The sequence below is a fragment of the Massilia eburnea genome (assembly GCF_009720745.1).
GTDB classification, from domain to species: domain Bacteria; phylum Pseudomonadota; class Gammaproteobacteria; order Burkholderiales; family Burkholderiaceae_D; genus Rugamonas; species Rugamonas eburnea.
The window spans coordinates 50,996-71,581 of sequence record NZ_WNKX01000015.1 but is presented as its reverse complement, the minus strand read 5'-3'; the positions used below and the strand labels follow the sequence as shown (position 1 = coordinate 71,581).

The following is a 20,586-nucleotide window of genomic DNA, read 5'->3' as shown; positions in this document are numbered from 1 at the left end:
TCTATTTTCCCACTGTTTCGCAATTCTTGCCACTTGGCAAAGAGTGCCGGAGTCTGATCCACAATGATAACAAACCAACTTTCCTCTGAGCTCAGCCTGACAGAACTTCCCGACAGGTGGCGCACAGAGTTACCGGCGCTTGCCCCTGAAGAAAACGTGCTCGGCGCGCTGGAGGTTGACCTGGACTCCAAGCTTCACTTCCGCAAAGGCCTGGTGCTCCTCACGGAGCGCCGCATTATGGCACGCGCACCTGGTGAAACGGTATGGCAAGATTGGACTTATCGTCGTGGCATGTCTCTAAAACTGCACGACCACGCCGGCGTCGGCCACCTGGAACTGGTGGACGAAACGCAGCGCCTGGCCGCCTGGCGCTTCACGCTTGGCCAGAACCTGCTGGCGCTGCGCCTGTCCGAGAACTTCCCGCGCATCTTGGAAGCCCACGTTTTCGGCAAGCCGCTGCAGCAAGTCGAACAGAATTCCTGCCCAACCTGCAAGGCGCCACTGGAGACAGACCAGGAAGAATGCCCGGTCTGCACCAAGGTCGTTCACACGCCGCCATCCACCTGGACCCTGTTCCGCCTGTGGCGCTTCGCCAAGCCGTACAAATGGCAGCTGGCGCTTGGCTTTGCGATGATGTTGCTGTCCACCGGCGCGCACCTGATCCCTCCGTATATCAGCATGCCGCTGATGGACAATGTGCTGATCCCTTACCAGAACGGCAAGCCGGTCGACACCATGCTGGTCGTGATGTACATGAGCGGCCTGGTTGGTGCTGCGGTCCTGGCGTGGGTATTCGGCTGGGCCAAGACCTATATCCTGGCGCTGGTGTCGGAACGCATTGGCGCAGACCTGCGCACCACCACCTATGAGCACCTGCTGCGCATGTCGCTGGAATACTTCGGCGGCAAGCGCACCGGCGACCTGATGTCGCGTATCGGCTCCGAATCGGACCGTATCTGCGTCTTCCTGTCGCTGCACCTGCTGGACTTCGCGTCCGACTGCCTGATGATCATCATGACCGGCGTGATCCTGTTCACGATCGATCCATGGCTGGCCATCACCACCCTGCTGCCGCTACCGTTCATCGCGTGGATGATCCACCTGGTGCGCGACAGGCTGCGCACCGGCTTCGAGAAGATCGACCGCGTGTGGGGCGAAGTGACCAACGTGCTGGCCGACACCATTCCCGGCATCCGCGTGGTGAAGGCCTTTGCGCAAGAGACGCGCGAGGCCCAGCGCTTCCGCACCGCCAACAAGCACAACCTCGCCGTCAACGATAAGCTGAACAAGGTGTGGTCGCTGTTCTCGCCAACCGTGTCCTTCCTGACGGAACTGGGCATCCTGGTGATCTATGTGTTTGCGATCTGGCAGATTTCCAAGTCCTACATCACGGTCGGCGTGCTGAGCGCCTTCGTGACCTACGCCACCCGCTTCTACGGCCGCCTGGATTCCATGAGCCGCATCGTGTCGGTGACGCAGAAATCCGCTTCGGCCGCCAAGCGCATCTTCGACATCCTGGACCACGTGTCGAGCGTGCCGGATCCTGCGCAGCCTGTGAAAGTCGAGAAGATCAAAGGCGACATCACCCTGCGTGAAGTGGGCTTCCGCTACGGTAACCGCGCCGTGAACCGCGGCGTGAACCTGGAGATCAAGGCCGGCGAAATGATTGGCCTGGTGGGACACTCCGGCTCCGGCAAATCGACCCTGGTCAACCTGATCTGCCGCTTCTACGACGTGGCCGAAGGCGCGATCCTGCTCGATGGCGTCGACATCCGCAACTTCGCAGTGTCCGACTACCGCCGCAATATCGGCCTGGTGCTGCAGGAGCCGTTCCTGTTCTTCGGCACCATCGCCGAGAACATCGCTTACGGCAAGCCCGATGCGACCCGCGAAGAGATCATGAAGGCGGCCCGCGCCGCCCATGCCCATGACTTCATCCTGCGCCTGCCGCAAGGTTACGATTCCATGGTCGGCGAACGGGGCCAGGGCCTGTCGGGCGGTGAACGCCAGCGCATCTCGATTGCGCGCGCCCTGCTGATCGATCCGCGCATCCTGATCCTCGACGAAGCGACAGCCTCGGTGGACTCGGAAACCGAAAAGGAAATCCAGAAAGCGCTGGACAACCTGGTCGCCGGCCGCACCACGATCGCCATTGCGCACCGCCTGTCCACGCTGCAGCGCGCCAACCGCCTGGTGGTGATGGACCGCGGCAAAGTGGTCGAGGAAGGCCCGCACGAAGAACTGATGGCCAAGGAAGGCGCCTACTACCGCCTGTACCAGGCGCAGGCACGTAACGTCGATACCGACATGGATGACAAAGCAAAGAGCCGTGAAGATGATTAATTTTACTTTGAGCCGTGACAGCTTCGGTAAGCTGAACCTGGTCGACGCCAACGGCGTGCTGCATGAAGGCGTGTCCCCAGTGCGCGCCTTCCCGATCCAGGCCCCGGAAGAAGGCCTGTCGCTGGTCAATACCGACGGCAAGGAAGTGGCCTGGCTGGACCGCATTTCCGACCTGTCGCCGGAAATGGCCGACGTGGTGCGGGACGAACTGGCAGGCCGCGAGTTCATGCCCGAGATCACGCGCATCGTCAACGTGGGCAGCTATGCCTGCCCGTCGACCTGGACGGTGGAAACCGACCGTGGCGAGACCGAATTCGTGCTGCGCGGCGAAGAAGACATCCGCCGCATCGGCAGCGTCTCGCTGCTGGTATCCGATAGCCATGGCATCCATTTCCTGATCCGCGACCAGTACACCCTGGATAAGCACAGCAAGAAGATTCTCGACCGCTTCCTCTAAATCTCCAGCGGCGCGCAAAACAGGATCACCGCCTCGCCGCTGATCGTTACCTGCAACGGCGCGCCGTCCCCGATACCCACCTTTACGCCCACGACGCCATCGCGCTGCAGCGACCGGCCCTGGTGGGCTTGGAACGCAAGCTCCCTGCCGTCGTGCGGCATCAGGCCATGCCGCACCAGGTAGGCGCCCAGCGGGCCATTTGCATTGCCTGTTACCGGGTCTTCAATGATGCCGATGGCTGGCGCGAACATGCGCCCTTCCGTGGCAAAGCGCCCTTTCAGCACGAACGGAAACCAGCCATTGCAGCCCAGCTCACGGCTCATTGCCGCCAGGGCTGCCATGTCCGGCGCGAGTTGCTCCAGCGGGAATCCATCGGCCAGCGGAACGATAACCTTACTGTGGCCGGTCGACACGACCTGCAAGGGCCTGCCGTGGCCACCAATGACCGCCGGTGGTGCCCCGAATGCGCTTGCGATCCGCTTGCGCCAATGTTCACCAAGCGCGTCACCAAACTGCGGACGCCCCTGTTCGATCTCAATGCGCCAGTCAGCGCCATCAGCGACGGTACGGATGCGCTGCAAGCCGGCGCCGGTTTTCTGCACCACGGTCCGCGCGCCGCTCCCACCGGCGCGTGCCAGGGCGTAATGGGCGGCGATGGTCGCGTGGCCACATGAGGGCACCTCCATCGACGGCGTGAAAAAGCGCACATGCATGTGATGGTCCGCGCTGGATGGGCGCAGCACAAAGGCAGTCTCCGAATGCTTCAACTCACGTGCGATGTGTTGCATCTGCGCCTCGGACAGGCCATCGGCGTCCAGCACAACGCCGGCCGGGTTACCGCGAAACGGGGTACGGGTGAAGGAATCGATATGAAATAGCTGAGGCATGGCAGGTTCCGGTGACGTAAAGCCAACAGTCTAATAATGCTCACGGTAGGCAACAATGCACGTGATAACTGATAGACTATCCCGCAATACGGGAGAATCGATGAGCGAACTTGACGACTATGCGACCTTCGTCGCCATATTGGAAACCGGCTCCTTGACCGCCGCCGCGCGCCGCACCGGCCGCTCGCTGCAAACGGTCAGCCGCGCCCTGGCCGAACTGGAGTCCTCCCTGGGCACGCAATTGATCCAGCGCACCACCCGCAAGCTTCACGCGACGCCCGCCGGCGCGGCCTTCCTTGACCGCATTCGTCCCGCTCTCGCCGACATCGAAGCCGCCCGCGAAGCTGCCCGCAACGAGGGCGATGCGCCCCAGGGAAAGCTGCGCGTCGCAGCGCCAACCCTCCTCGGGGCAAGCTGGCTCACCCCGGTAGCCGCCAACTTCATGCAGCGCTGGCCCGGCATCCAGGTCGAGCTGGTACTGTCTGAACGCCTGTCAGACCTGGTGGCCGAAGGCATAGACGTTGCCATACGTGTCGGAGAACTCGCCGATTCGGCCCTGCGCGCACGGCCGCTGGCGCAACTGCGCCGCGTATTCTTCGCGGCCCCAGGCTGGCTGCAGCAGCACGGCACGCCGCAGAATCCAGAACAACTCGCCGCCCTGCCCTGCGTACTGCGCACCATCGGAAGGGACCGCCGCCAATGGCCGGTCCGCGTGGACGGCGCGCTGCGGCTTATTCCCGTCACGGGCCCTTTCAGCGCAAACGACGCGGCAGCCGCCAATGAAGCCGTGGCCTGCGGGCTTGGGCTGGGCATGGCGCCCCTTTGGCAGATCCGCCGCATGCTCGATGCGGGCCGCGTGCAAATCGTCCTGCAAGACAATGAGCCGCCTGGCGTTCCGCTGCAAGCCGTCTGGCCGGGCGGCGGCAAACTCGCGCGCCGCACAAGATTGTTCATTGACCACCTGGCGCAAGAGGCAAACGCACAACGCTGGTAGAAATTGACTTGGATCATGGTCCCGGGTTCCGCAGGGACTGCACAATTGGCTTCCTACCAATCTGGAGCGATTCCATGGATTCCATCGTATTCGGCCCCGACCTGGCACTTGGCATTCCCGTGCTGGACCAGTCGCACCGTATCGTGTTTGACATGCTCGAGGCGATGGAAAACCTTCCCCGCCCCGCTTTCGACAAGGCTTGCCGCGAGCTGGCCACCGAGTTCATGGAGCATCTGCGCGAGGAGAACAGCCTGATGGAGCGGATCGATTACCCTGCCGCGCAAGTTCACCGCGCCGCCCACGGCAACCTGCTCGAGCGCATTTCGCGCGCCCTGCGCCTGCTGCGCGACGGTGAGGAAGCCACGGCGCGCGACATCGTGCGCAGTCTGCCCGACTGGCTCGAAGCCCACATCAACACCATGGACCTGGCACTTGCAATTGCAGTCTCCCGCCTGACGTAATAAAGTAGTTGACTTAGAGCGCGCTCGAACTTCTAAGATCAACCCATGGAATCCCATCTGAGCATAGACGAAGTTGCGAAACGTACCGGCCTGACCGCCCATACCCTGCGCTATTACGAGCGTATCGGCTTGATTGCCCCTGTCGGCCGCGCATCCGGCGGCCAAAGGCGTTATGCGGCATCGGACCTTGCCTGGATCGAATTCCTGCTGCGTCTGCGGGCCACGCATATGCCGATTGGCAAAATGCAGGCATTCGCGAAACTTCGTGGCGCTGGGGACTCCACTATTGGCGAACGCCGCAGGATGCTGGAACAGCACCTGGCCGACGTTCTCGCGGAAATCGAGACGCTGCGGCAATCGGCCGCAGCGCTGCAGTGGAAGGTCGAGCATTACAGCTGCTTGGAGCAGTCCCTGGCGTCAGGTTCAACCATTGATGGAGGAATTGCTGATGAACTTGGAAAACCGTTACGAGCGCGGGCTCGCAAAATTGCGTGAAATCGATGGCGAGATTGGGGAGCGCGTCGTGGAAAGCCTGGCCGGCATCGCACCGGACTTCGCACGCTACCTGGTCGAATTCCCGTTCGGCGATATCTATTCCCGCCCTGGCCTTGACCTGCGGAGCCGTGAAATCGCGGTCGTCGCGGCGCTGACGGCGATGGGCAATGCGACGCCCCAGCTCAAGGTGCATATCCAGGCGGCCCTCAACGTCGGCGTCACGCGTGAGGAAGTCGTTGAAACGATCATGCAGATGGCGGTCTATGCCGGCTTCCCCGCCGCCCTGAACGGCTTGATGGCGGCAAAAGAAGTCTTCGCACAGCAAGGGGCGCTGGGCCCGGCCAGTGTCTGACCCAGCGGGTCTGGCACTCACATGCGGCGGCGGCTGGCCGAATAAAAAAGGGGCAGCTGAGCTGCCCCATACACCCCCTACAGGTGAGAAAACTGGTCTAACGGTCAGGCGACTGCCGCAAATTCCTGCGCCATGCCGCCGGAAGACATGACTTCCAGCTTGTTGCGGTCGATGATGCGCAGGTCGCGGTTATTCAGCACAATCGAACCATCCTGGCGCAGGCGGGCCAGCTGGCGGCTCACGCTTTCGACGGTCAAGCCCAGGTAGCCGCCAATATCTTCGCGCGACATGCGCAGCTGGAAGCTGGTCGACGAATAGCCGCGCTGGGCATAGCGGCCGGCGAGGTTCAACAGGAACATGGCCAGGCGCTGCTCGGCGCGCATATGGCTCAGGAACAGCATGACCGACTGCTCGCGCTGGATTTCGCGGCTCATGGTGCGGTGAAATTGCTGCAGCAAGCCAGGGATCTGCATCACCAGTTCCTGCAGCCGGCTGAATGGAATTTCGCACACTTCGCTGTCTTCCAGTGCAACGGCGTTGCAGGAGTGCTGGCCGTTGCCGATTGCTTCCATGCCCAGCAAGTCGCCGGCCATGTGGAAGCCGCCGATGGTCTGCTCGCCGCGCTGGTTCACCTGGACCGTCTTGAAGTGGCCAAAGCGCACCGCGTACAGGCTGTGGAAGCCGTCGCCGGTCTGGTACAGCGTTTCGTCGCGGCTGACACGGCGGCGGCGGGCAATGATCTGGTCAAGGCGGGCAATATCGTCCTCCGCCAGGCCTTGCGGCAGGCAAAGACGGTTGAAGCTGCACAGCGAGCATTTAGCAGCGACGGGTGCGCAGGATTTGGTCGCGTTGGCAGGGGTGATTGGGATGACCGGGCTCATGATGCTGCTCCTTGTTTTCGATAGGAGAAGTATCCCGCCCGCCATCATTTCCCGGTATCAAGCATCCTGTGTAGTTGCTGTAGTGGTTCCCCTACAGCGGATCAGATCAAACCTTGCTCAAGGGCGTAGCGCGTCAACTCGGCATTGCTGGACATGCCCATTTTCTCGAGGATGCGGCTGCGGTAGGTGGTCACGGTGTTGGGACTCAGATGTAGTTTTTCCCCTATGCGCACCAGCGACTCGCCTTGGGCGATCAGCTTGAAAACTTCCAGCTCGCGGTTTGAAAGTTGCTCGTGGTCGCCGCTGGGGCCGCCGCCGACCAGTGTTGCCAATTTCTCAAGCAACGCCGGACTGACATGCTTGCCGCCCGATGCTGCCTTGCGCACGGCTTCGATCAGGGTCGAGGTCGGGGCATCCTTGGTCAGGTAGCCCGATGCGCCCGACTTCAGCGCGCGCACGGCGTAAATTTCCTCCGAATAGGTGCTGAGCACCAGCACCGCCATGCGCGGATATTCGCTGCGCAGGGATTTCAGCAAGTCGAGGCCATTCTTGCCCGGCATTTTGATGTCCACCAGGGCCACGTCAAAACTGCGCTCCGCCACCCGCTGCATGGCTTCCACGGCGTTGCCGGCCTCGCCTTCGACGCTGATGTCCGGCGCGGTGCCCAACATCAGGCGCACGCCGTTGCGGGCGATGGCATGGTCGTCGACCAGCAGCACGGTGATCTTGTCACCCATTCTTATCCTCCAAAGGCAGGCGCAGTTGCAGGGTCGTACCCTGCCCGGCCTTACCGCTGATATTCAATTCGCCGGCTAAGCGGCGCGTGCGTTCGTGCATGCCGAACAGGCCCCAGGATTCGCGGTCGGACAGGCCGGCGCTCTCGATACCCTTGCCATCGTCTTCCACGCGCAACACCACATTATCGCCATCGCGGTCGACAAGCAAACGCGCTTCGCTCGCCTCGGCATGGCGCACTACATTGGTCAGCGCTTCCTGGGCCACGCGGAACAGCATCGTGCTGCGTTCAGCATCCAGTTCCAGCGCCATGGCGGCAGGCGTAATGTTGCAGCTGCAACGCAAGCCGCTGCGCTGCGCCACCTGCTCCGCATACCATTCCAGCGCAGGCCAGATGCCCAGCTGGTCCAGCACACTTGGGCGCAGGTCGGTAATGACCCGGCGCACGGTTTCAATGGCATCCTGCGCCAGCTTGGCTGCGTCGTTCAACAGCGGGTCGGACTGCTCGCCGCTGCGCTCAATCGCGACCGAGATATAGGCTTTGATGCCGGTCAGGAGGCCGCCCAGTTCGTCGTGGATTTCCTGCGCAATGCGGGTGCGCTCGTGTTCTTTCAGCTTTTCCTGGTAGGCCGCCAGTTCGCGCAGCTCCTTCTGCGACTGGCGCAGCACGCGCTCGGCCTGCTGCTTTTCGTCGATCAGGCGCTGCTCGCGCAGCAGGCGGTCGATGGCCCCAGCCAGGAAATCCAGGTAACGGCCATCGCTGTCCTTCACCATGTAGTCGCGCGCACCGCGGCGCATGGCTTCCGCGGCGACGGTGGCGCTGTCGGCGCCGGTCAGCATCATCACGGGGATGGTGGGCTGCGGCTCGCCCTGGTCGGCGGCCAGGCGGGCCAGGAATTCCAGCCCGGTCAGGTCCGGCAGGTGGTAATCGAGCAGGATGCAGTCCGGTTTCTCGCGCAATGCGATATCAAGTCCCTCCTGGCCGCTTTCCGCCTCCAGCAGCTCGCAGCTGAAGCCGGGCGCCTGCGCAAAGGCACGGCGGCAGGCGATGCGGTCAACGACATCGTCCTCGACGATCAGGACCCGGACCGTGCTCATGGCAGCTCGCTGATAGTCCAGTACAGGTTAATCGAGCGTACCACTTCCACGAACTGCCGATAGTCCACCGGCTTGGTCATGTAGCCGGCCACGCCAAGATCGAAGCTGCGCATCTTGTCCTGCTGCTCTTCCGACGTGGTCAGCACCACGACCGGGATGCGCCGCAGCTCCGGATCCTGCTTGATATTCTGCAGGAACTCGATGCCGTTCATGATTGGCATGTTCAGGTCCAGCAGGATGATGCATGGCAACTCGCTGCCCGGCTCGCGCAGGTATTCCAGCGCGGCCTCGCCATTTTCGGTCGCCACCACGCGGTTGCCCACATGGACTTCCTTCAAGGCGCGCAGGATGGTCATGACATCGACCTGGTCGTCTTCAACCAGCAGGATTGGCTTGCTCGTATTGTTCATTCCTTGTTCTTTCTCTTCTTTGGCAGGGTGAAATAGAACGTGGTGCCTTTGCCCAGCTCGGACTCGAGCCACACCCTGCCCTGGTACATTTCTACAATCTTCTTCACCAGCGCCAGGCCAACGCCCGTGCTCTCCACGCGGTCGCGCGGCGCCAGGGTCTGGAACAGCTGGAAAATGCGCTCAAAATGGCGTTCGGCGATGCCTGGACCATTGTCGCGGACGTGGAAGCGCCACTGCTCGCCTTCGTCGGCCCAGCCCACCTCGACTTCACCCTGCGGCTTGTCCATGTATTTGACCGCATTCGACACCAGGTTGTGGAACAGCTGCTGGATGCGTGTCGGTTCGCCCACCACGGTCGGCATGCCGGGCATGATGCTGACCTTGATCTGTTCCGGCGGCGCCAGCAAGTCCACCACTTCGGCGACCAACTGGTCCAGGTTGACCGGCACCGCGGCTTCCTTGATGCGGCCCACGCGCGAATACTGCAGGATGCCGTCAATCAGCGCACCCATGCGGTGCACGCGGTTGATCAGCAGGCGCATATGCTCCTTGCCCTCGTCGTTGAACTTGTCGCTGTAGTCGTGGGCCAGCCAGTCGGCCAGGGAGCCGATGCCACGCAGCGGGGCCTTCAGGTCATGCGAGACGACGTAGGCGAAATTGGTCAATTCCTCGTTGGCGCTGGTGAGTTCCTGCAGCAGCTGCTGCGCCTTTTCTTCAGCGTGTTTGCGTTCGGTGATGTCGCGCACCAGGCCGGTGAACATGCGGCGCCCGCCCAGCCACATCTCGGTTACGGCAAGGTCCATCGGGAACAGGCTGCCGTCGCGGCGCAAGCCCTGCACTTCGCGGCCTTTGCCGATGATGCGCTTTTCGCCGGTGGACAGGTAATGCTGGAGATAGCCATCGTGCGCCTCGCGGTGCGGCGCCGGCATCAGGATCTTCACGTTGCGGCCCACGACTTCCGCCTCGGGGTAGCCGAACATGCGCTCGGCGGCCGGGTTCACGCGGTCGATGGTGCCGCGTTCGTCGATAGTGATGATGGCATCGACCGCTGTCTCGAAGATGGCGCGCATGCGCGCTTCGCTTTCCTGCAGCGCGTGCTCGGCCTGTTTGCGGGCGCTGATGTCGTGGATGGTGGCCATCACCATCGGCTGCATATCGTTGTCCGGCAGCGGCGACAGGCTCACTTCAACCGGGAATTCCGTGCCGTTCTTGCGGGTAGCGAACAGTTCGACGCCGGCCCCCATGGCGCGCGGGTGCGGGCGCTTGAAATAGTTGCCGCGCAGGCCGACGTGGCCATGGCGGAAGCGTTCCGGTATCAGCGCTTCCAGCGATTTGCCTTGCAACTCGCCGGGACCGTAACCGAACAGGGTTTCAAGGGCTGGATTGACCAGGACCAGTTGCCCGTCCTTGTCGATGATCAGCATTGCATCTGTGGCCGATGCCAGCAGCCATTGCAGGCTGCGTTCCGCAATCGTTGAGTGAGTCAAAGCCTGGTCCTGTCGGTTGTCAAATCCTGTCATCCTATGATTGTAGCGTCACCGTGGGCAAGTGGCCAAACGGCGGCCCATCTAAATATATTGATCAAACTTGACTTAGGTCAAGCGAGCCAGGTGACGCAACGCACGATGCCCGTTACAGTGACTTCAAAATTGGAGACTGGCCATGCTACCTGAAGAAATTGACCGTTGGACTGGCGTCCTGCGCCAACGGCGCGAGGTGCTGGCTGGGCGCGACCCCGCCGAAGTGGCGGCCATCGATGCCGCCCTGGAGCGCCTGCAAGCCGGCACCTTCGGCCAATGCCTGCGCTGCGGGTTGGCGATATCGGCGGGACGCCTGCAGGCACAGCCAAGCGCCACCTCGTGCCTGGCTTGCCAGGAACTGCAAGAGCGCCAGCGAGCCTTCATCACGCTTCCGACAGTTTAAGGAAGCTTCCTTACGTAAGGCTTGCAAGCCGGGCCGCTGCCCTCCGCTCCGTTGCAGATGTCACGCCGGCACTGGACTGCGCCACGCTCGCTAAGCGGTGGGCAGCGCTTGAAGGCTTCCGCATATTTCGCTTCCACGGCGAGGCGATTGCGGCGCGCCGCGGCTGACAATTTCGGACGTGCCTTCCCGCTCTTGACGCGAGCAGAGCCAACGAACCGCGGCGCAGCGCTGGCCGCCGGACGGCGAACGGCGTCGCGGCGCACACGGGTGGCATGGCCACCAGGCTGCGCGGCTGAAGGCTGCAATGCAGCTGAAGTGACGGGCGCCGCTTCCACGGGAGCTGCGGCAGGCGCCTGCGCCGCCGCTGGCGCAGTAACCTGGGCGGCTGACTGCGGCAAGGTTGCCGCCACCGCCATCATGTCGCGCTCCACAGCTACGCGCTGCACCAGGATGACCGCCGCAGCGGCCAGCCCTGCGACGAGCGCGCCACACGCCATCCAGAAGGCAGGCCCGCGCCATTCCCCAAGCGGCGCGCGCGCTGCGTGGCCGCCATCTTGCGCCTGCGCAGCACCGGTGTGTCCATCCGGCGCAGAATCCGAAGGCGGCACGGGCTCCTCGGCCCCACTCTGTGCATGCTGTTCCGTCATACGCGCAACATAGCAACAATTACATCGGAACGTCGCATGCTTGTAGCGGCCTTGCCAACTGGGCTAAGATAGTTACTCGGGTGCAAATGAGAACATCCCAGAATGAAAAGCTTCCAGGGCTTCTTTCGCGATCTAGGGCTGCAGCGCAAACTTTTGCTGGTATCGGTCTTTACGACGCTTGCCGCGATGCTGGTCGCCCTGTTTGCCCTCGCCAGTTACGACATGCTGGTGGCTCGCCCACGCGTGGTAAACGATATGACCAGCCGCAGCGAGCTGCTGGCCACCAATTTCGATGCTGACCTGAATGCTGTCGACCGCAATAGCGCCATCCGCAAGCTGGAAGCGCTGCGTGCCAGTCCCGAGATCGCCCAAGCCTGCCTGTTCACTGCTGATAAGCGCCTGTTCGCGCAGTTCAACCGGGACCATGCTGTGCCATGCGCCTGGCCGGAAAAACTGGAACAAAGCGGCCACAGTTTCGACGGTTACGAGCTGGCGATGCTGTCCCCGATCCGCTTCGAACGGGCGACAGTGGGCTACCTGGCCCTGGAATACCATCTGCCGTCCACCCTGGAGCGCATGCGCCAATACGGGCTGGTGCTCGGGGTGGTCTTCCTGACCTTGTCGTTCGGCGGCATCCTGTATGCCTGGAGCTCACGGCGGCTGGTGACAACGCCGCTGCTCGCCTTGTCCTCCGTTGCGGACCAGGTAACGCGCGAACAGCGCTACGACCTGCGTTCGCCAGTGGCCGGACAGGATGAAGTGGGCCGGCTGGCAAGCGCATTCAACGCCATGCTTTCGACCATCGCAGCGCGCGACGCGGCCCTGCGCCGCAGCCAGGCGCTGCTCAATAACATCGTTGAAAAGTCTTCCGCCGTGATTTACGTGAAGGACCTCGATGGCCGCTACCTCATGGTGAACCACAGCTTTCGCATGCTGCTGGCGCCCGGGTCGCCAGAGCCGCTCGGCAGCACCGATGAAGTCCTCTTCCCGCCCGAAATGGCGCAAGCCGTACGCCTGGCCGACCGGGCCGTACTGGCCAGCGGGCGTGCTTCCAGCCACGAAGAAACCTCAGCCGGCACAATCGGCGGTGCACGCACCTACATCTCCGAGAAATTCCCATTGATCGACGAGTTCGGCCATATCTGGGCGCTGGGCGGCGTGTCGACCGACATCACGGACCGCAAGCGCAGCGAGCTCGAACTGGAAGAGCTGGTCAACGTACGCACGCGCCAGATCGCCGATACCAACCGCGAACTGGCCGAATCGCTTGGCACCTTGCAGCGCGCGCAGGAAGAACTGGTGCGCAGCGAAAAGCTCGCCGCACTGGGCTCGCTGGTGGCAGGCGTGGCGCACGAATTGAATACGCCGATCGGCAACAGCCTGCTGGCGGTCAGCACCCTGGTCGACCAAAGCAAGGCATTCGCCGCCGGCATAGAAAACGGAGTCAAACGCTCAACCCTGCAAGCCTATATCGGGGACGTCAACAACGGCAGCCAGATCGTGCTGCGCAACCTGCACCGTGCGGTGGACCTGGTCGCCAGCTTCAAACAGGTGGCGGTGGACCGGGCCACGTCGCAGTGCCGCGAATTCCAGCTCGATGAACTGGTGTCCGAGATCCTGCTGGTACTGATGCCGACATTCAAAAAATCCGGTGTGCGGGTGAGTCATGAAATCCCGGCCGGGATTGTCATGGCCAGCTATCCGGGCCCGTTCGGCCAAGTTTTGATCAACCTCGTCAACAATGGCCTGATCCACGCGTTTGAAGGCATGGAGAATGGCGAAATCAAGATCACCGCGGAAGCCCTCGGCGCCGGTTTGGTGGCGATCGCCGTGCGCGACAATGGGATTGGCATCGCGCCCGAACATATGGGCAAGATCTACGACCCGTTCTTCACCACCAAGCTTGGGCGCGGCGGCTCGGGCCTCGGTCTGAACATCGTCTACAACATCGTGTATGGCTTGCTGGGCGGCCGCATCGACGTAAAAAGTGCCCTCGGAGAGGGCACCAGTTTTATCCTGACCTTGCCGGTCCGGCTTTAGTGAATCTGCAGCTTGCGGCCGCCCTGCTGGGCTTTCTTAGGCAAGGTCAGTTCCAGCACCCCGCCCTCGCATTTTGCGCTCGCCTTGCTGTCGTCAATATCGTGCTCAAGCGTGAAGCTGCGGTATTGCTCGCCGAAGTAGCGTTCGCTGCGGACGATATTGCCACCCTGCTTTTCATCCGCGACCCGTTTCGTCTCGGCGGAGATCGTCACGCGATTGCCCGAGATATCGACCTTGATGTCGTCCTTGTTGACACCAGGCACGTCGGCGCGGACGGTGTAAGCCTTCTCGTCCTCATGCACATCGATACGGATCGGCTGCCGGCCCTCCCCTTCACGCGTGATATTTGCCATCCGGAAGTCACGGAACAGGTCTTCGAAATTGCGGAACGGATCGAAACGGGCCAGTTCGGTGAGTGGGTCGTAACGCCTTAGATTAGCCATGGTTTCCTCCTTTCTCATGATGCATAACATGATAGTTCCGTCGGCATAAGTTCGCTAAATGATTGCATCAATCGATTCTGATGACACATTTTATGCAAGGCTATGGCTCTGCCGGAAACTTCTCACAACGAGGAATAGATGCTAGGCTGCGCGCTTTCCATTCTTAATCGGCTCTGCAATGACGGTTGATGCACTGCGACGGCTTGGCCTGGACGCCAGCGCGGATGAAAAGGCGATCCGAAAAGCCTATGCGCGCGAACTCAAGTTGATTGACCAGGAAACCCAGATCATGGAGTTCCAGGCCCTGCGCGAAGCCTACGAAACAGCGCTTGGCTTGCGCAAGGCAGCTGCACCCGCTCCCGCGCCGCCCGCCGTCGACCATGAAGCACAGGAAGCCTACGACTGGATGGTTGCGGCAGTTGCCGTCATTTCCAGTGGCCGCCGCATCGCCGATGAGACGATCTGGGTCGGTGACCTGATTGAACAACTGACCGAACAACAGCCAGTCGGCCTGGACGCTGGCTGGCAACTGGAAGCTGCCATCGGGCGCCTGCTGGCTGAAGGCTGGAAACCAGGCCATGAAGCGCTCTTGCTCGCCGCCACCCATTATTTCGGCTGGGCGGAGGAAGGCAACTGGCCACATCCTCAGGTGGCCGACGCATGGTTCGAGCGTCTGTATTTGCATCATGGGCACGCCACGCTACGCGCCCCCTTGCTAAGGGTGGTTCGCGACCTGCGCCAGACGCACGAGCCGGATATGGGAAAGCTGCGGCGCGATCACGGCTATTTTGAGCACCTGGCGACACACTTCCCCAACCTCACCGCTGTCATCGTCGACATGCGCATGCTTGCGCGCTGGCGCGAGCTGGCCGCACCGCTGGGCGAGGCGCGCGACGTGTCGTGGGTGCCGCCCGCCAATGAGGAAGACGAATCGCTCCCGTGGAGCATCTTTCGCGCGGTACTGATTCTGCTCACCGTCCTGCTCTGGATAGCGCAATACAGATAGCACCTCAGCCTATCCCGTCCTCATTATCCTGCTTCTGCAAAAGCGGCGACTGCCATTCCATCCAGTCAGCCCCGAACAGCTCGGATGGATGCTGGGTACGTTCAGATCCGTTGCCGCATGCTAGGCTGTCCGCAGGACAGTATTTATCGCATCCCCAACAGACCCGCTCGGGGTGTAAAGGAATGATTGGGAACTTCTTTGCCATGATTGACCCGCTCTTCAATATCTCAAGCGTAGCCTTATGCAAGTTGGCGAGCCTTAATCCAGATCAATTTTGACGCCATGGCGCTGCTCATGGCGGGCGGCCGGCAGAACTTTCAGGTCCGGCTCAGCAGCAAACAATGCCTCCAGCCATTGCGCAAATACTTGCAATTTGAGTGACGCCATGCGGCCTCGTGGATAGACGAGCGACACGGGCATCGGCGTCGGCGGCATATCGTTCAAGACCTGCACCAACGTGCCATCGGAAAGATGGCCGCGAACGAGATAGGTTGCCGCCTGCACCAGGCCTAAGCCCTGCAGGCCAAGCATTACATGCCCTTCCACGTCGTTGGTTGCGAGCGCACTAGCCATCTCGACCTTGCGCACTGAGCCGCCTTCAATGAAATCCCAATCGAATGGCCGCCCAGTGCGGCCCGAGAAGTGCAGCACTGCAGTATGCCGGGCCAGGTCGGCAAGCGAATGCGGCGTGCCATGCGTGGCGAGATAGGACGGCGCGCCGCAGGTTAAGAAGCGCATGGTGCCGATCTGGCGCCCGATCAGCGAGGAGTCCTGCAATTGACCTACGCGCAGCGCGCAGTCGACACCTTCACGAACCAGGTCAGTCAGCCGTTCGTTCAGGTTCAGCACCAACTCCACCTCAGGATAGGCCCGATGAAATTCCCCTAATTTTGGCAACACGATGCGGCGGCCTACCGCCCCGCCCAACTCCACCCGCAACTTGCCTCGTGGCCGTTGCGCATCTTTGGCCCGGAACGGCGCTTCCGCCTCCTCCACTGCCGAGAGGATGGCCAGGCACTGGCGAAAATAAGCCGCGCCGTCGTTGGTCAGCGCCAGGGTACGCGTAGTCCGCTGAAGCAACTGGGTGCCCAGGTAGGCTTCCAGCTTCTGGATAGTCGCCGTCAGTGCCGCGCGCGGAAGATCGAGTGTTTCCGCCGCCTTGGTGTAGCTGTTCGCTTCTACGATGCGGACGAAGGTTTGCATGGCCTTAAGACGGTCCAATCGGAACTCCATTGTTCACTTTATATGAAAAGTATAGAGCATTTGGCGGCTAATTATCTTTTCCGACAGCTCCAGCACAATGGCGCCAACCTTTCCATTAATGGAGTTCAAACATGAAAAACGATATTTCCCACGGCATGGTTGCCTTGCTGGCAGGCGCCAGCGGACTGATTGTCGCCAGCTTGTATTACGCGCAAACCCTGGCCGGGCCGATCAGCGCCGCAACCGGCCTCTCGCCGGAAGCCGCAGGCTTGATCGTCACCCTGACCCAGGCCGGGTATGCACTGGGCCTGCTGTTCGTCGTGCCACTGGGTGACCTGCTGGAGAACCGCAAACTGATCTTCAGCGCCCTGCTATTTGCCGCAGTGGCCTTGGCCGCAGCCGCGTCCAGCCACAGCGCGACCCAATTCCTCGCCGCCTCGCTCGCTATCGGCCTCGGCTCTGTCGCCGCCCAGGTGCTGGTTCCCTTCGCTGCGCACTTGTCGCAGGAAGCCACGCGAGGGCAAACCGTGGGCAAGGTCGTTAGTGGCCTTCTGCTCGGAATCATGCTGGCGCGACCCGCGGCGAGCCTGATTGCGGAATACGCCGGCTGGCGTGTGGTATTTGGCGCGGCGTCTGTCATGGTCGCCCTGCTGGCTTTCGTGCTGCGCGCCAAGCTGCCTGAACGCGCGCCCCAAGCGCCGATGCCCTATCCCCGCTTGCTTGGCTCGCTGTGGCATCTGTTCAAGACGACGCCGGTATTGCGCCGTCGCGCCGCTTATCACGCGGGTCTGTTCGGCGCTTTCAGCATGTTCTGGACTGTCGTGCCGCTGATGCTGGAAGGTCAATACTTCCACCTGTCCCAAGCCGGCATTGCGCTGTTCGCCCTGGTCGGCATGGCAGGCGCGATTGCTTCACCGATTGCCGGCAAGCTTGCCGATAAAGGCTATACGCTGCCCGCCACCGCTGCCGCGCTGGTGCTGGGTGTGCTGGGGTTTGCCTTGCCGCTGTGGGCGCCTCAATCGCGCATCCTTGCTTTGGGCCTGCTGGTACTGGCGTCGATCGTGCTCGATATGGGCGTCGCGGCCAACCTGGTGCTGGGACAACGCGCCTTGTTTGCCTTGGGCGCTGAAGTACGCAGCCGCCTGAACGGCATCTATTTTGCGCTCTTCTTTGCCGGCGGCGCGATCGGCTCCGCGTCTGGTGCCTGGATGCTGGCGAATTACGGCTGGCGCGCCGCCCTGCTGACAGGAATGGCGTTCCCATCTGCTGCCTTGCTTTACTGGGTAACAGAAGCGCTTGCCGCACGTTCTGCCCTGCCCCGCGTCAGCGCGGCCCGGTAATGGAGAAACGCCATCGCCTCCATTCAGCGGTCGAACTACTCGGCAAGCCCAAGCTGGCGCAGGCGTTCCGCTGCCTGCAGCCGGCTGTTCACGCCCAATTTGACGTAGATTTTTTTCACGTGCGAATTCAAAGTATTCAAGGAGATAAACAGGCTCTCGGCGATTTCATGGTTCGTCGCTCCGCGCGCAATATGACTGACAACGAGCTTCTCCTTTTTGCTGAACAATTGCGGCAGGCGCTCGAAAGTCTGCGCCGATTCCTGGGCGGCGTCCGCGCCCATATGTCCGAGCAAGGTATGTACATAGGATTTGTAATCAGCGCCGCGCGCCAGCTTTTTAAGCATGCCGGACAGGGCCTCGCCTTCATTGATGAATACGCGCAGCAGGTGCGTGTTTTCAGCCAGGCTGACACCCTGCTGCAACACCATCATCGCCTCGTCGCTGCGGCCATCCTTCTGCAGGCAGATCGCCTTGAGGACCTGGATTTCTGTCATCACCGCCAGACGCTTGCCTTGCACTGCTGGATACCACAAGCGTTCCAGCAGATCGAGCGCCTGGCTGCGCCGCCCTGCAAGGATGAAAAAGCGCGCCTGCACCAGGTATTCCGCCTCGCGTCCGGGCGCCAGTGCAGGCTCGAGCGGCAAGCGGGCGGCTTCGCTCCAGAGCTGGACCGCATCCATCTTGCCAAGACTTAGCCAATAGCCTGCAATGACGGCTGATAGCGGCGCGATTTCCACCACGAGGCGGCCGGCATAGCGCAGCAACAGGACCTCGAACTGGGGATCCCAGGCCTCCGCCGCTTTACCCAGTTCCTTACGGGTTTTCGCCAGCAGCACGCGGCCCCAGGCATTCACGTATTGCAACCCGGCCGCAGTCATTTCGACACCACGCACCAGATGCTGTTCCGCCAGCGCGAGCTCATTCATTTCGTAGGCTACCTCGCCAAGGCCGATATGCAGCATGCCGCACGCGGGGAGATACTGCCAACCGCAGACCAGCAAGGCCTGGATGGTCTTGTCGTAGATTTGCTTGGCGGCCAAGGGGCGGCCCCGCAGCAAATGACTGCGCGCCAGTGCGCAGGCAGCGGTGATCGGCACCTGAACGTTGTGGGTCGCATCCCGTATCAGAACATTGTCTTCCAGCAGCCGTTGCGACTCTTCCATGCGCCCACTGACGAAATAGAATACTCCGCGCGCCACGGCTGCGGCGCGGAACAAGGTCCGGCCCGGTGCGAGCGATGCCTGCGCCTCATCGAAATGGGCGATGCCTTTGTCGATATGGCCCTGGTACGCCGACTGGCAGCCCCGCAGCAGAGCAAGCTGGCCCAGCATCGCGCGTTCCTTGCCGCCGAAAGGCGCGTCATGAAAACCTGCAAGGCACTTGTCCACGAGGCAAAGATGGCGTTCCAGCTCGGCCATCTCATCCAGGTACAGATAGCCCCACGCGCACACCATCGACAACAGGGGGCGCTCTGCGAGCACGCTCTCCGGCAATTGCCTCGACCAGGCCAGCGCGCTGCCCATCCGGCCGTGGGAAAAGAGTTCGCTGTGATGCGTCTCCATCAGATCGGCAGCCGATTCGTGATCAGGCGCTGCCAGCGCATGAACGACGGCCTCGGTAATGAAGCCATTTTCGCTGAACCATTTACTGGCACGCCGGTGCAGCAGCCCGACCGAGCTCGGCGCCGCGGCGCGCAAGCGGCTTTCCAGCAAGGCGCCAAACAGGTGGTGATACCGATACCAAAGACGTTGCTCATCGAGCCTGAAGATAAACAGATTGGCCCGCTCTATCTCGCTGATCACGGCGTGGCTATCGTCGCGCCCGGTCACCGCGTCGCACAGCGCTGCATTGAAGCGCTCCAGCATCGAAGTTTGCAAAAGAAAATTCAAGGTTTCATCGGCGAGTCCGTGCAACACTTCGTCCAGCAGGAAGTCCGAGACGTGGCGGTTGTCGCCGGTGAAGGTCCGGACGAAAGCGGCCTTGTCGTGATGATGGCTCAGGGCCACGGCCGCCAGGTGTAAGCCAACGATCCAGCCTTCCGTGCGCTCGGCCAGCGTGCTCACCTGTTCCGGCGGTAATGAGAGCTGCATGACTTCGTTGCAGAAGGCTTCCACTTCCGGCAAGCTGAAGCGCAAGTCTTCGCCGCGGTATTCCACAATTTGCCCCTGTCCGCGCAGGCGCGCCAACGAGAATGGCGGCTCGCTGCGGCTCGCAAAGATCAGCTGCAACCGCGCCGGTTGATGATCAACCAGGAACGCAATCGCCTCATGGACCGCCGGCTCGGTCACCAGTTGCAGGTCATCCAGGATGATGCACAGTCGCTCCGGCAGCGCGCACAGCAGGTTGACCAGAGGTCGCATCAGCGCACTGATCGGGGGCGGTGGAATCAAGGCACACATATCGGCCATGACTTTGCCGAACTCGGCGCATTGGCCTTGAATCGCATGAATGAAATGCACCAGGAAGCGCAGTGGGTCGTTGTCGCCGGCATCGAGCGACAGCCAGGCGACCGGCGTAGAACTGGCGGCGGCCCAACTTGCGGCCAATGTCGTCTTGCCATAGCCCGCCGGTGCGCAGAGCAGCACTACGCGCGGCGCTAGTTCCGGATGCTGCAATCGCGGTCGCGCCAGCAACTGCGCGGTAGCGGCAGGGATCACGAATTTGGTCGCCAGAATCTGGTCGGCCAGTAAGGCCAGGCAGGGATGGTGGGACAAATCGCTCATCTGATTACTGATCCATTCTAGGCAGCCGGGATTGCAACGAAGGATGCGCCCGCCTGCTCTTGTATTGGAAACAACAATAAATACAGCTTAACGAATTCAAACCGGTTTGGAAATCACCAAAAATGGTGAGTGCTTGGTGATTCATAGG

The 20,586-nt window shown here is 61.8% G+C and carries 21 protein-coding genes; 10 read left to right on the top strand and 11 right to left on the bottom strand.

Annotation, left to right across the window (positions count from 1 at the left end):
* The first annotated feature begins 63 nt into the window (after positions 1 to 63).
* Together GM658_RS18785 and GM658_RS18780 are read left to right on the top strand one after the other, a co-directional pair.
* Complete coding sequence (locus GM658_RS18785; protein ID WP_155455588.1) at positions 64 to 2,343, top strand: cyanophycin metabolism-associated ABC transporter; 2,280 nt, start codon at positions 64 to 66, stop codon at positions 2,341 to 2,343.
* Positions 2,336 to 2,800, top strand: a complete 465-nt coding sequence (locus GM658_RS18780; protein ID WP_155455587.1) for a cyanophycin metabolism-associated DUF1854 family protein — start codon at positions 2,336 to 2,338, stop codon at positions 2,798 to 2,800. Before GM658_RS18785 ends, GM658_RS18780 begins: the two co-directional genes overlap by 8 nt.
* On the opposite strand, the gene GM658_RS18775 is transcribed toward GM658_RS18780, so the two are convergent.
* Positions 2,797 to 3,687 carry a PhzF family isomerase gene (locus GM658_RS18775; protein ID WP_155455586.1) on the bottom strand — a complete coding sequence of 297 codons (891 nt, stop codon included), beginning with the start codon at positions 3,685 to 3,687 and terminating at the stop codon, positions 2,797 to 2,799. The genes GM658_RS18780 and GM658_RS18775 overlap by 4 nt on opposite strands.
* 100 nt (positions 3,688 to 3,787) lie before the next feature.
* On the opposite strand from GM658_RS18775, the gene GM658_RS18770 reads away from it, so the two are divergent.
* The 4 genes from GM658_RS18770 to GM658_RS18755 all read left to right on the top strand — a co-directional run bounded on the left by GM658_RS18770 (position 3,788) and on the right by GM658_RS18755 (position 5,989).
* A complete protein-coding gene (locus GM658_RS18770) occupies positions 3,788 to 4,681 on the top strand; it encodes a LysR family transcriptional regulator (RefSeq protein WP_170298873.1) in 894 nt (297 codons plus the stop codon).
* 74 nt (positions 4,682 to 4,755) lie between these two features.
* Positions 4,756 to 5,142: a bacteriohemerythrin gene (locus GM658_RS18765; RefSeq protein ID WP_155455584.1), complete on the top strand. Its 387-nt coding sequence runs from the start codon at positions 4,756 to 4,758 to the stop codon at positions 5,140 to 5,142.
* 45 nt (positions 5,143 to 5,187) lie between these two features.
* A complete protein-coding gene (locus GM658_RS18760) occupies positions 5,188 to 5,637 on the top strand; it encodes a MerR family transcriptional regulator (protein ID WP_155455583.1) in 450 nt (149 codons plus the stop codon).
* Positions 5,591 to 5,989: a carboxymuconolactone decarboxylase family protein gene (locus GM658_RS18755; protein ID WP_155455582.1), complete on the top strand. Its 399-nt coding sequence runs from the start codon at positions 5,591 to 5,593 to the stop codon at positions 5,987 to 5,989. The genes GM658_RS18760 and GM658_RS18755 overlap by 47 nt, the downstream gene beginning before the upstream one ends.
* Positions 5,990 to 6,093: 104 nt before the next feature.
* On the opposite strand, the gene fnr is transcribed toward GM658_RS18755, so the two are convergent.
* The 5 genes from fnr to GM658_RS18730 all read right to left on the bottom strand — a co-directional run bounded on the left by fnr (position 6,094) and on the right by GM658_RS18730 (position 10,600).
* The gene (gene fnr, locus GM658_RS18750; protein WP_155455581.1) at positions 6,094 to 6,870 is read right to left on the bottom strand and encodes a fumarate/nitrate reduction transcriptional regulator Fnr; all 777 of its coding nucleotides are present in this window, start codon (positions 6,868 to 6,870) and stop codon (positions 6,094 to 6,096) included.
* Positions 6,871 to 6,971: 101 nt separating this feature from the next.
* Entirely contained in the window at positions 6,972 to 7,607 is a 636-nt protein-coding gene (locus GM658_RS18745) for a response regulator transcription factor (protein WP_155455580.1), read from the bottom strand.
* A complete protein-coding gene (locus tag GM658_RS18740) occupies positions 7,600 to 8,703 on the bottom strand; it encodes an ATP-binding response regulator (protein ID WP_155455579.1) in 1,104 nt (367 codons plus the stop codon). Before GM658_RS18740 ends, GM658_RS18745 begins: the two co-directional genes overlap by 8 nt.
* A complete protein-coding gene (locus GM658_RS18735) occupies positions 8,700 to 9,113 on the bottom strand; it encodes a response regulator (protein ID WP_155455578.1) in 414 nt (137 codons plus the stop codon). Before GM658_RS18735 ends, GM658_RS18740 begins: the two co-directional genes overlap by 4 nt.
* Positions 9,110 to 10,600: a sensor histidine kinase gene (locus tag GM658_RS18730; RefSeq protein ID WP_229416974.1), complete on the bottom strand. Its 1,491-nt coding sequence runs from the start codon at positions 10,598 to 10,600 to the stop codon at positions 9,110 to 9,112. Before GM658_RS18730 ends, GM658_RS18735 begins: the two co-directional genes overlap by 4 nt.
* A 175-nt stretch (positions 10,601 to 10,775) precedes the next feature.
* On the opposite strand from GM658_RS18730, the gene GM658_RS18725 reads away from it, so the two are divergent.
* Positions 10,776 to 11,036, top strand: a complete 261-nt coding sequence (locus GM658_RS18725; protein WP_155455576.1) for a TraR/DksA family transcriptional regulator — start codon at positions 10,776 to 10,778, stop codon at positions 11,034 to 11,036.
* On the opposite strand, the gene GM658_RS18720 is transcribed toward GM658_RS18725, so the two are convergent.
* A complete protein-coding gene (locus tag GM658_RS18720; RefSeq protein WP_170298872.1) occupies positions 11,033 to 11,683 on the bottom strand; it encodes a hypothetical protein in 651 nt (216 codons plus the stop codon). The two genes, GM658_RS18725 and GM658_RS18720, sit on opposite strands and share 4 nt — an antisense overlap.
* A 102-nt stretch (positions 11,684 to 11,785) precedes the next feature.
* Here GM658_RS18720 and GM658_RS18715 point away from each other — a divergent pair, with 102 nt between their 5' ends.
* A complete protein-coding gene (locus GM658_RS18715; RefSeq protein WP_155455574.1) occupies positions 11,786 to 13,723 on the top strand; it encodes an ATP-binding protein in 1,938 nt (645 codons plus the stop codon).
* Here GM658_RS18715 and GM658_RS18710 read toward each other — a convergent pair.
* The gene (locus GM658_RS18710) at positions 13,720 to 14,166 is read right to left on the bottom strand and encodes an Hsp20/alpha crystallin family protein (protein ID WP_155455573.1); all 447 of its coding nucleotides are present in this window, start codon (positions 14,164 to 14,166) and stop codon (positions 13,720 to 13,722) included. The genes GM658_RS18715 and GM658_RS18710 overlap by 4 nt on opposite strands.
* Before the next feature lie 178 nt (positions 14,167 to 14,344).
* Here GM658_RS18710 and GM658_RS18705 point away from each other — a divergent pair, with 178 nt between their 5' ends.
* Positions 14,345 to 15,172 (top strand): J domain-containing protein, encoded by an 828-nt coding sequence (locus GM658_RS18705; RefSeq protein WP_155455572.1) that lies wholly within the window; start codon positions 14,345 to 14,347, stop codon positions 15,170 to 15,172.
* Positions 15,173 to 15,176: 4 nt separating this feature from the next.
* Here GM658_RS18705 and GM658_RS18700 read toward each other — a convergent pair whose 3' ends face one another.
* Both GM658_RS18700 and GM658_RS18695 read right to left on the bottom strand, forming a co-directional pair.
* Positions 15,177 to 15,377: a DUF3079 domain-containing protein gene (locus GM658_RS18700; protein ID WP_155455571.1), complete on the bottom strand. Its 201-nt coding sequence runs from the start codon at positions 15,375 to 15,377 to the stop codon at positions 15,177 to 15,179.
* Positions 15,378 to 15,430: 53 nt separating this feature from the next.
* Positions 15,431 to 16,393, bottom strand: coding sequence for a LysR family transcriptional regulator (locus GM658_RS18695; protein ID WP_155455570.1), 963 nt, complete (start codon positions 16,391 to 16,393; stop codon positions 15,431 to 15,433).
* 113 nt (positions 16,394 to 16,506) lie between these two features.
* On the opposite strand from GM658_RS18695, the gene GM658_RS18690 reads away from it, so the two are divergent.
* Positions 16,507 to 17,715 (top strand): MFS transporter, encoded by a 1,209-nt coding sequence (locus GM658_RS18690; protein ID WP_229416973.1) that lies wholly within the window; start codon positions 16,507 to 16,509, stop codon positions 17,713 to 17,715.
* A 35-nt stretch (positions 17,716 to 17,750) separates the two neighbouring features.
* Here the strand turns inward: GM658_RS18690 and GM658_RS18685 are convergent, their stop codons facing one another.
* Positions 17,751 to 20,438, bottom strand: coding sequence for a winged helix-turn-helix domain-containing protein (locus tag GM658_RS18685; RefSeq protein WP_155455569.1), 2,688 nt, complete (start codon positions 20,436 to 20,438; stop codon positions 17,751 to 17,753).
* Between the last annotated feature and the right edge of the window lie 148 nt (positions 20,439 to 20,586).

Coding starts and splice junctions, on each gene's coding strand:
- GM658_RS18755 (WP_155455582.1), top strand. CDS start 5,591: ATGAACTTGGAAAACCGTTACGAGCGCGGGCTCGCAAAATTGCGTGAA.
- GM658_RS18710 (WP_155455573.1), bottom strand. CDS start 14,166: ATGGCTAATCTAAGGCGTTACGACCCACTCACCGAACTGGCCCGTTTC.
- GM658_RS18740 (WP_155455579.1), bottom strand. CDS start 8,703: ATGAGCACGGTCCGGGTCCTGATCGTCGAGGACGATGTCGTTGACCGC.
- GM658_RS18780 (WP_155455587.1), top strand. CDS start 2,336: ATGATTAATTTTACTTTGAGCCGTGACAGCTTCGGTAAGCTGAACCTG.
- GM658_RS18685 (WP_155455569.1), bottom strand. CDS start 20,438: ATGAGCGATTTGTCCCACCATCCCTGCCTGGCCTTACTGGCCGACCAG.
- GM658_RS18705 (WP_155455572.1), top strand. CDS start 14,345: ATGACGGTTGATGCACTGCGACGGCTTGGCCTGGACGCCAGCGCGGAT.
- fnr (WP_155455581.1), bottom strand. CDS start 6,870: ATGAGCCCGGTCATCCCAATCACCCCTGCCAACGCGACCAAATCCTGC.
- GM658_RS18735 (WP_155455578.1), bottom strand. CDS start 9,113: ATGAACAATACGAGCAAGCCAATCCTGCTGGTTGAAGACGACCAGGTC.
- GM658_RS18715 (WP_155455574.1), top strand. CDS start 11,786: ATGAAAAGCTTCCAGGGCTTCTTTCGCGATCTAGGGCTGCAGCGCAAA.
- GM658_RS18770 (WP_170298873.1), top strand. CDS start 3,788: ATGAGCGAACTTGACGACTATGCGACCTTCGTCGCCATATTGGAAACC.
- GM658_RS18775 (WP_155455586.1), bottom strand. CDS start 3,687: ATGCCTCAGCTATTTCATATCGATTCCTTCACCCGTACCCCGTTTCGC.
- GM658_RS18700 (WP_155455571.1), bottom strand. CDS start 15,377: ATGGCAAAGAAGTTCCCAATCATTCCTTTACACCCCGAGCGGGTCTGT.
- GM658_RS18760 (WP_155455583.1), top strand. CDS start 5,188: ATGGAATCCCATCTGAGCATAGACGAAGTTGCGAAACGTACCGGCCTG.
- GM658_RS18745 (WP_155455580.1), bottom strand. CDS start 7,607: ATGGGTGACAAGATCACCGTGCTGCTGGTCGACGACCATGCCATCGCC.
- GM658_RS18725 (WP_155455576.1), top strand. CDS start 10,776: ATGCTACCTGAAGAAATTGACCGTTGGACTGGCGTCCTGCGCCAACGG.
- GM658_RS18690 (WP_229416973.1), top strand. CDS start 16,507: ATGAAAAACGATATTTCCCACGGCATGGTTGCCTTGCTGGCAGGCGCC.
- GM658_RS18720 (WP_170298872.1), bottom strand. CDS start 11,683: ATGACGGAACAGCATGCACAGAGTGGGGCCGAGGAGCCCGTGCCGCCT.
- GM658_RS18765 (WP_155455584.1), top strand. CDS start 4,756: ATGGATTCCATCGTATTCGGCCCCGACCTGGCACTTGGCATTCCCGTG.
- GM658_RS18785 (WP_155455588.1), top strand. CDS start 64: ATGATAACAAACCAACTTTCCTCTGAGCTCAGCCTGACAGAACTTCCC.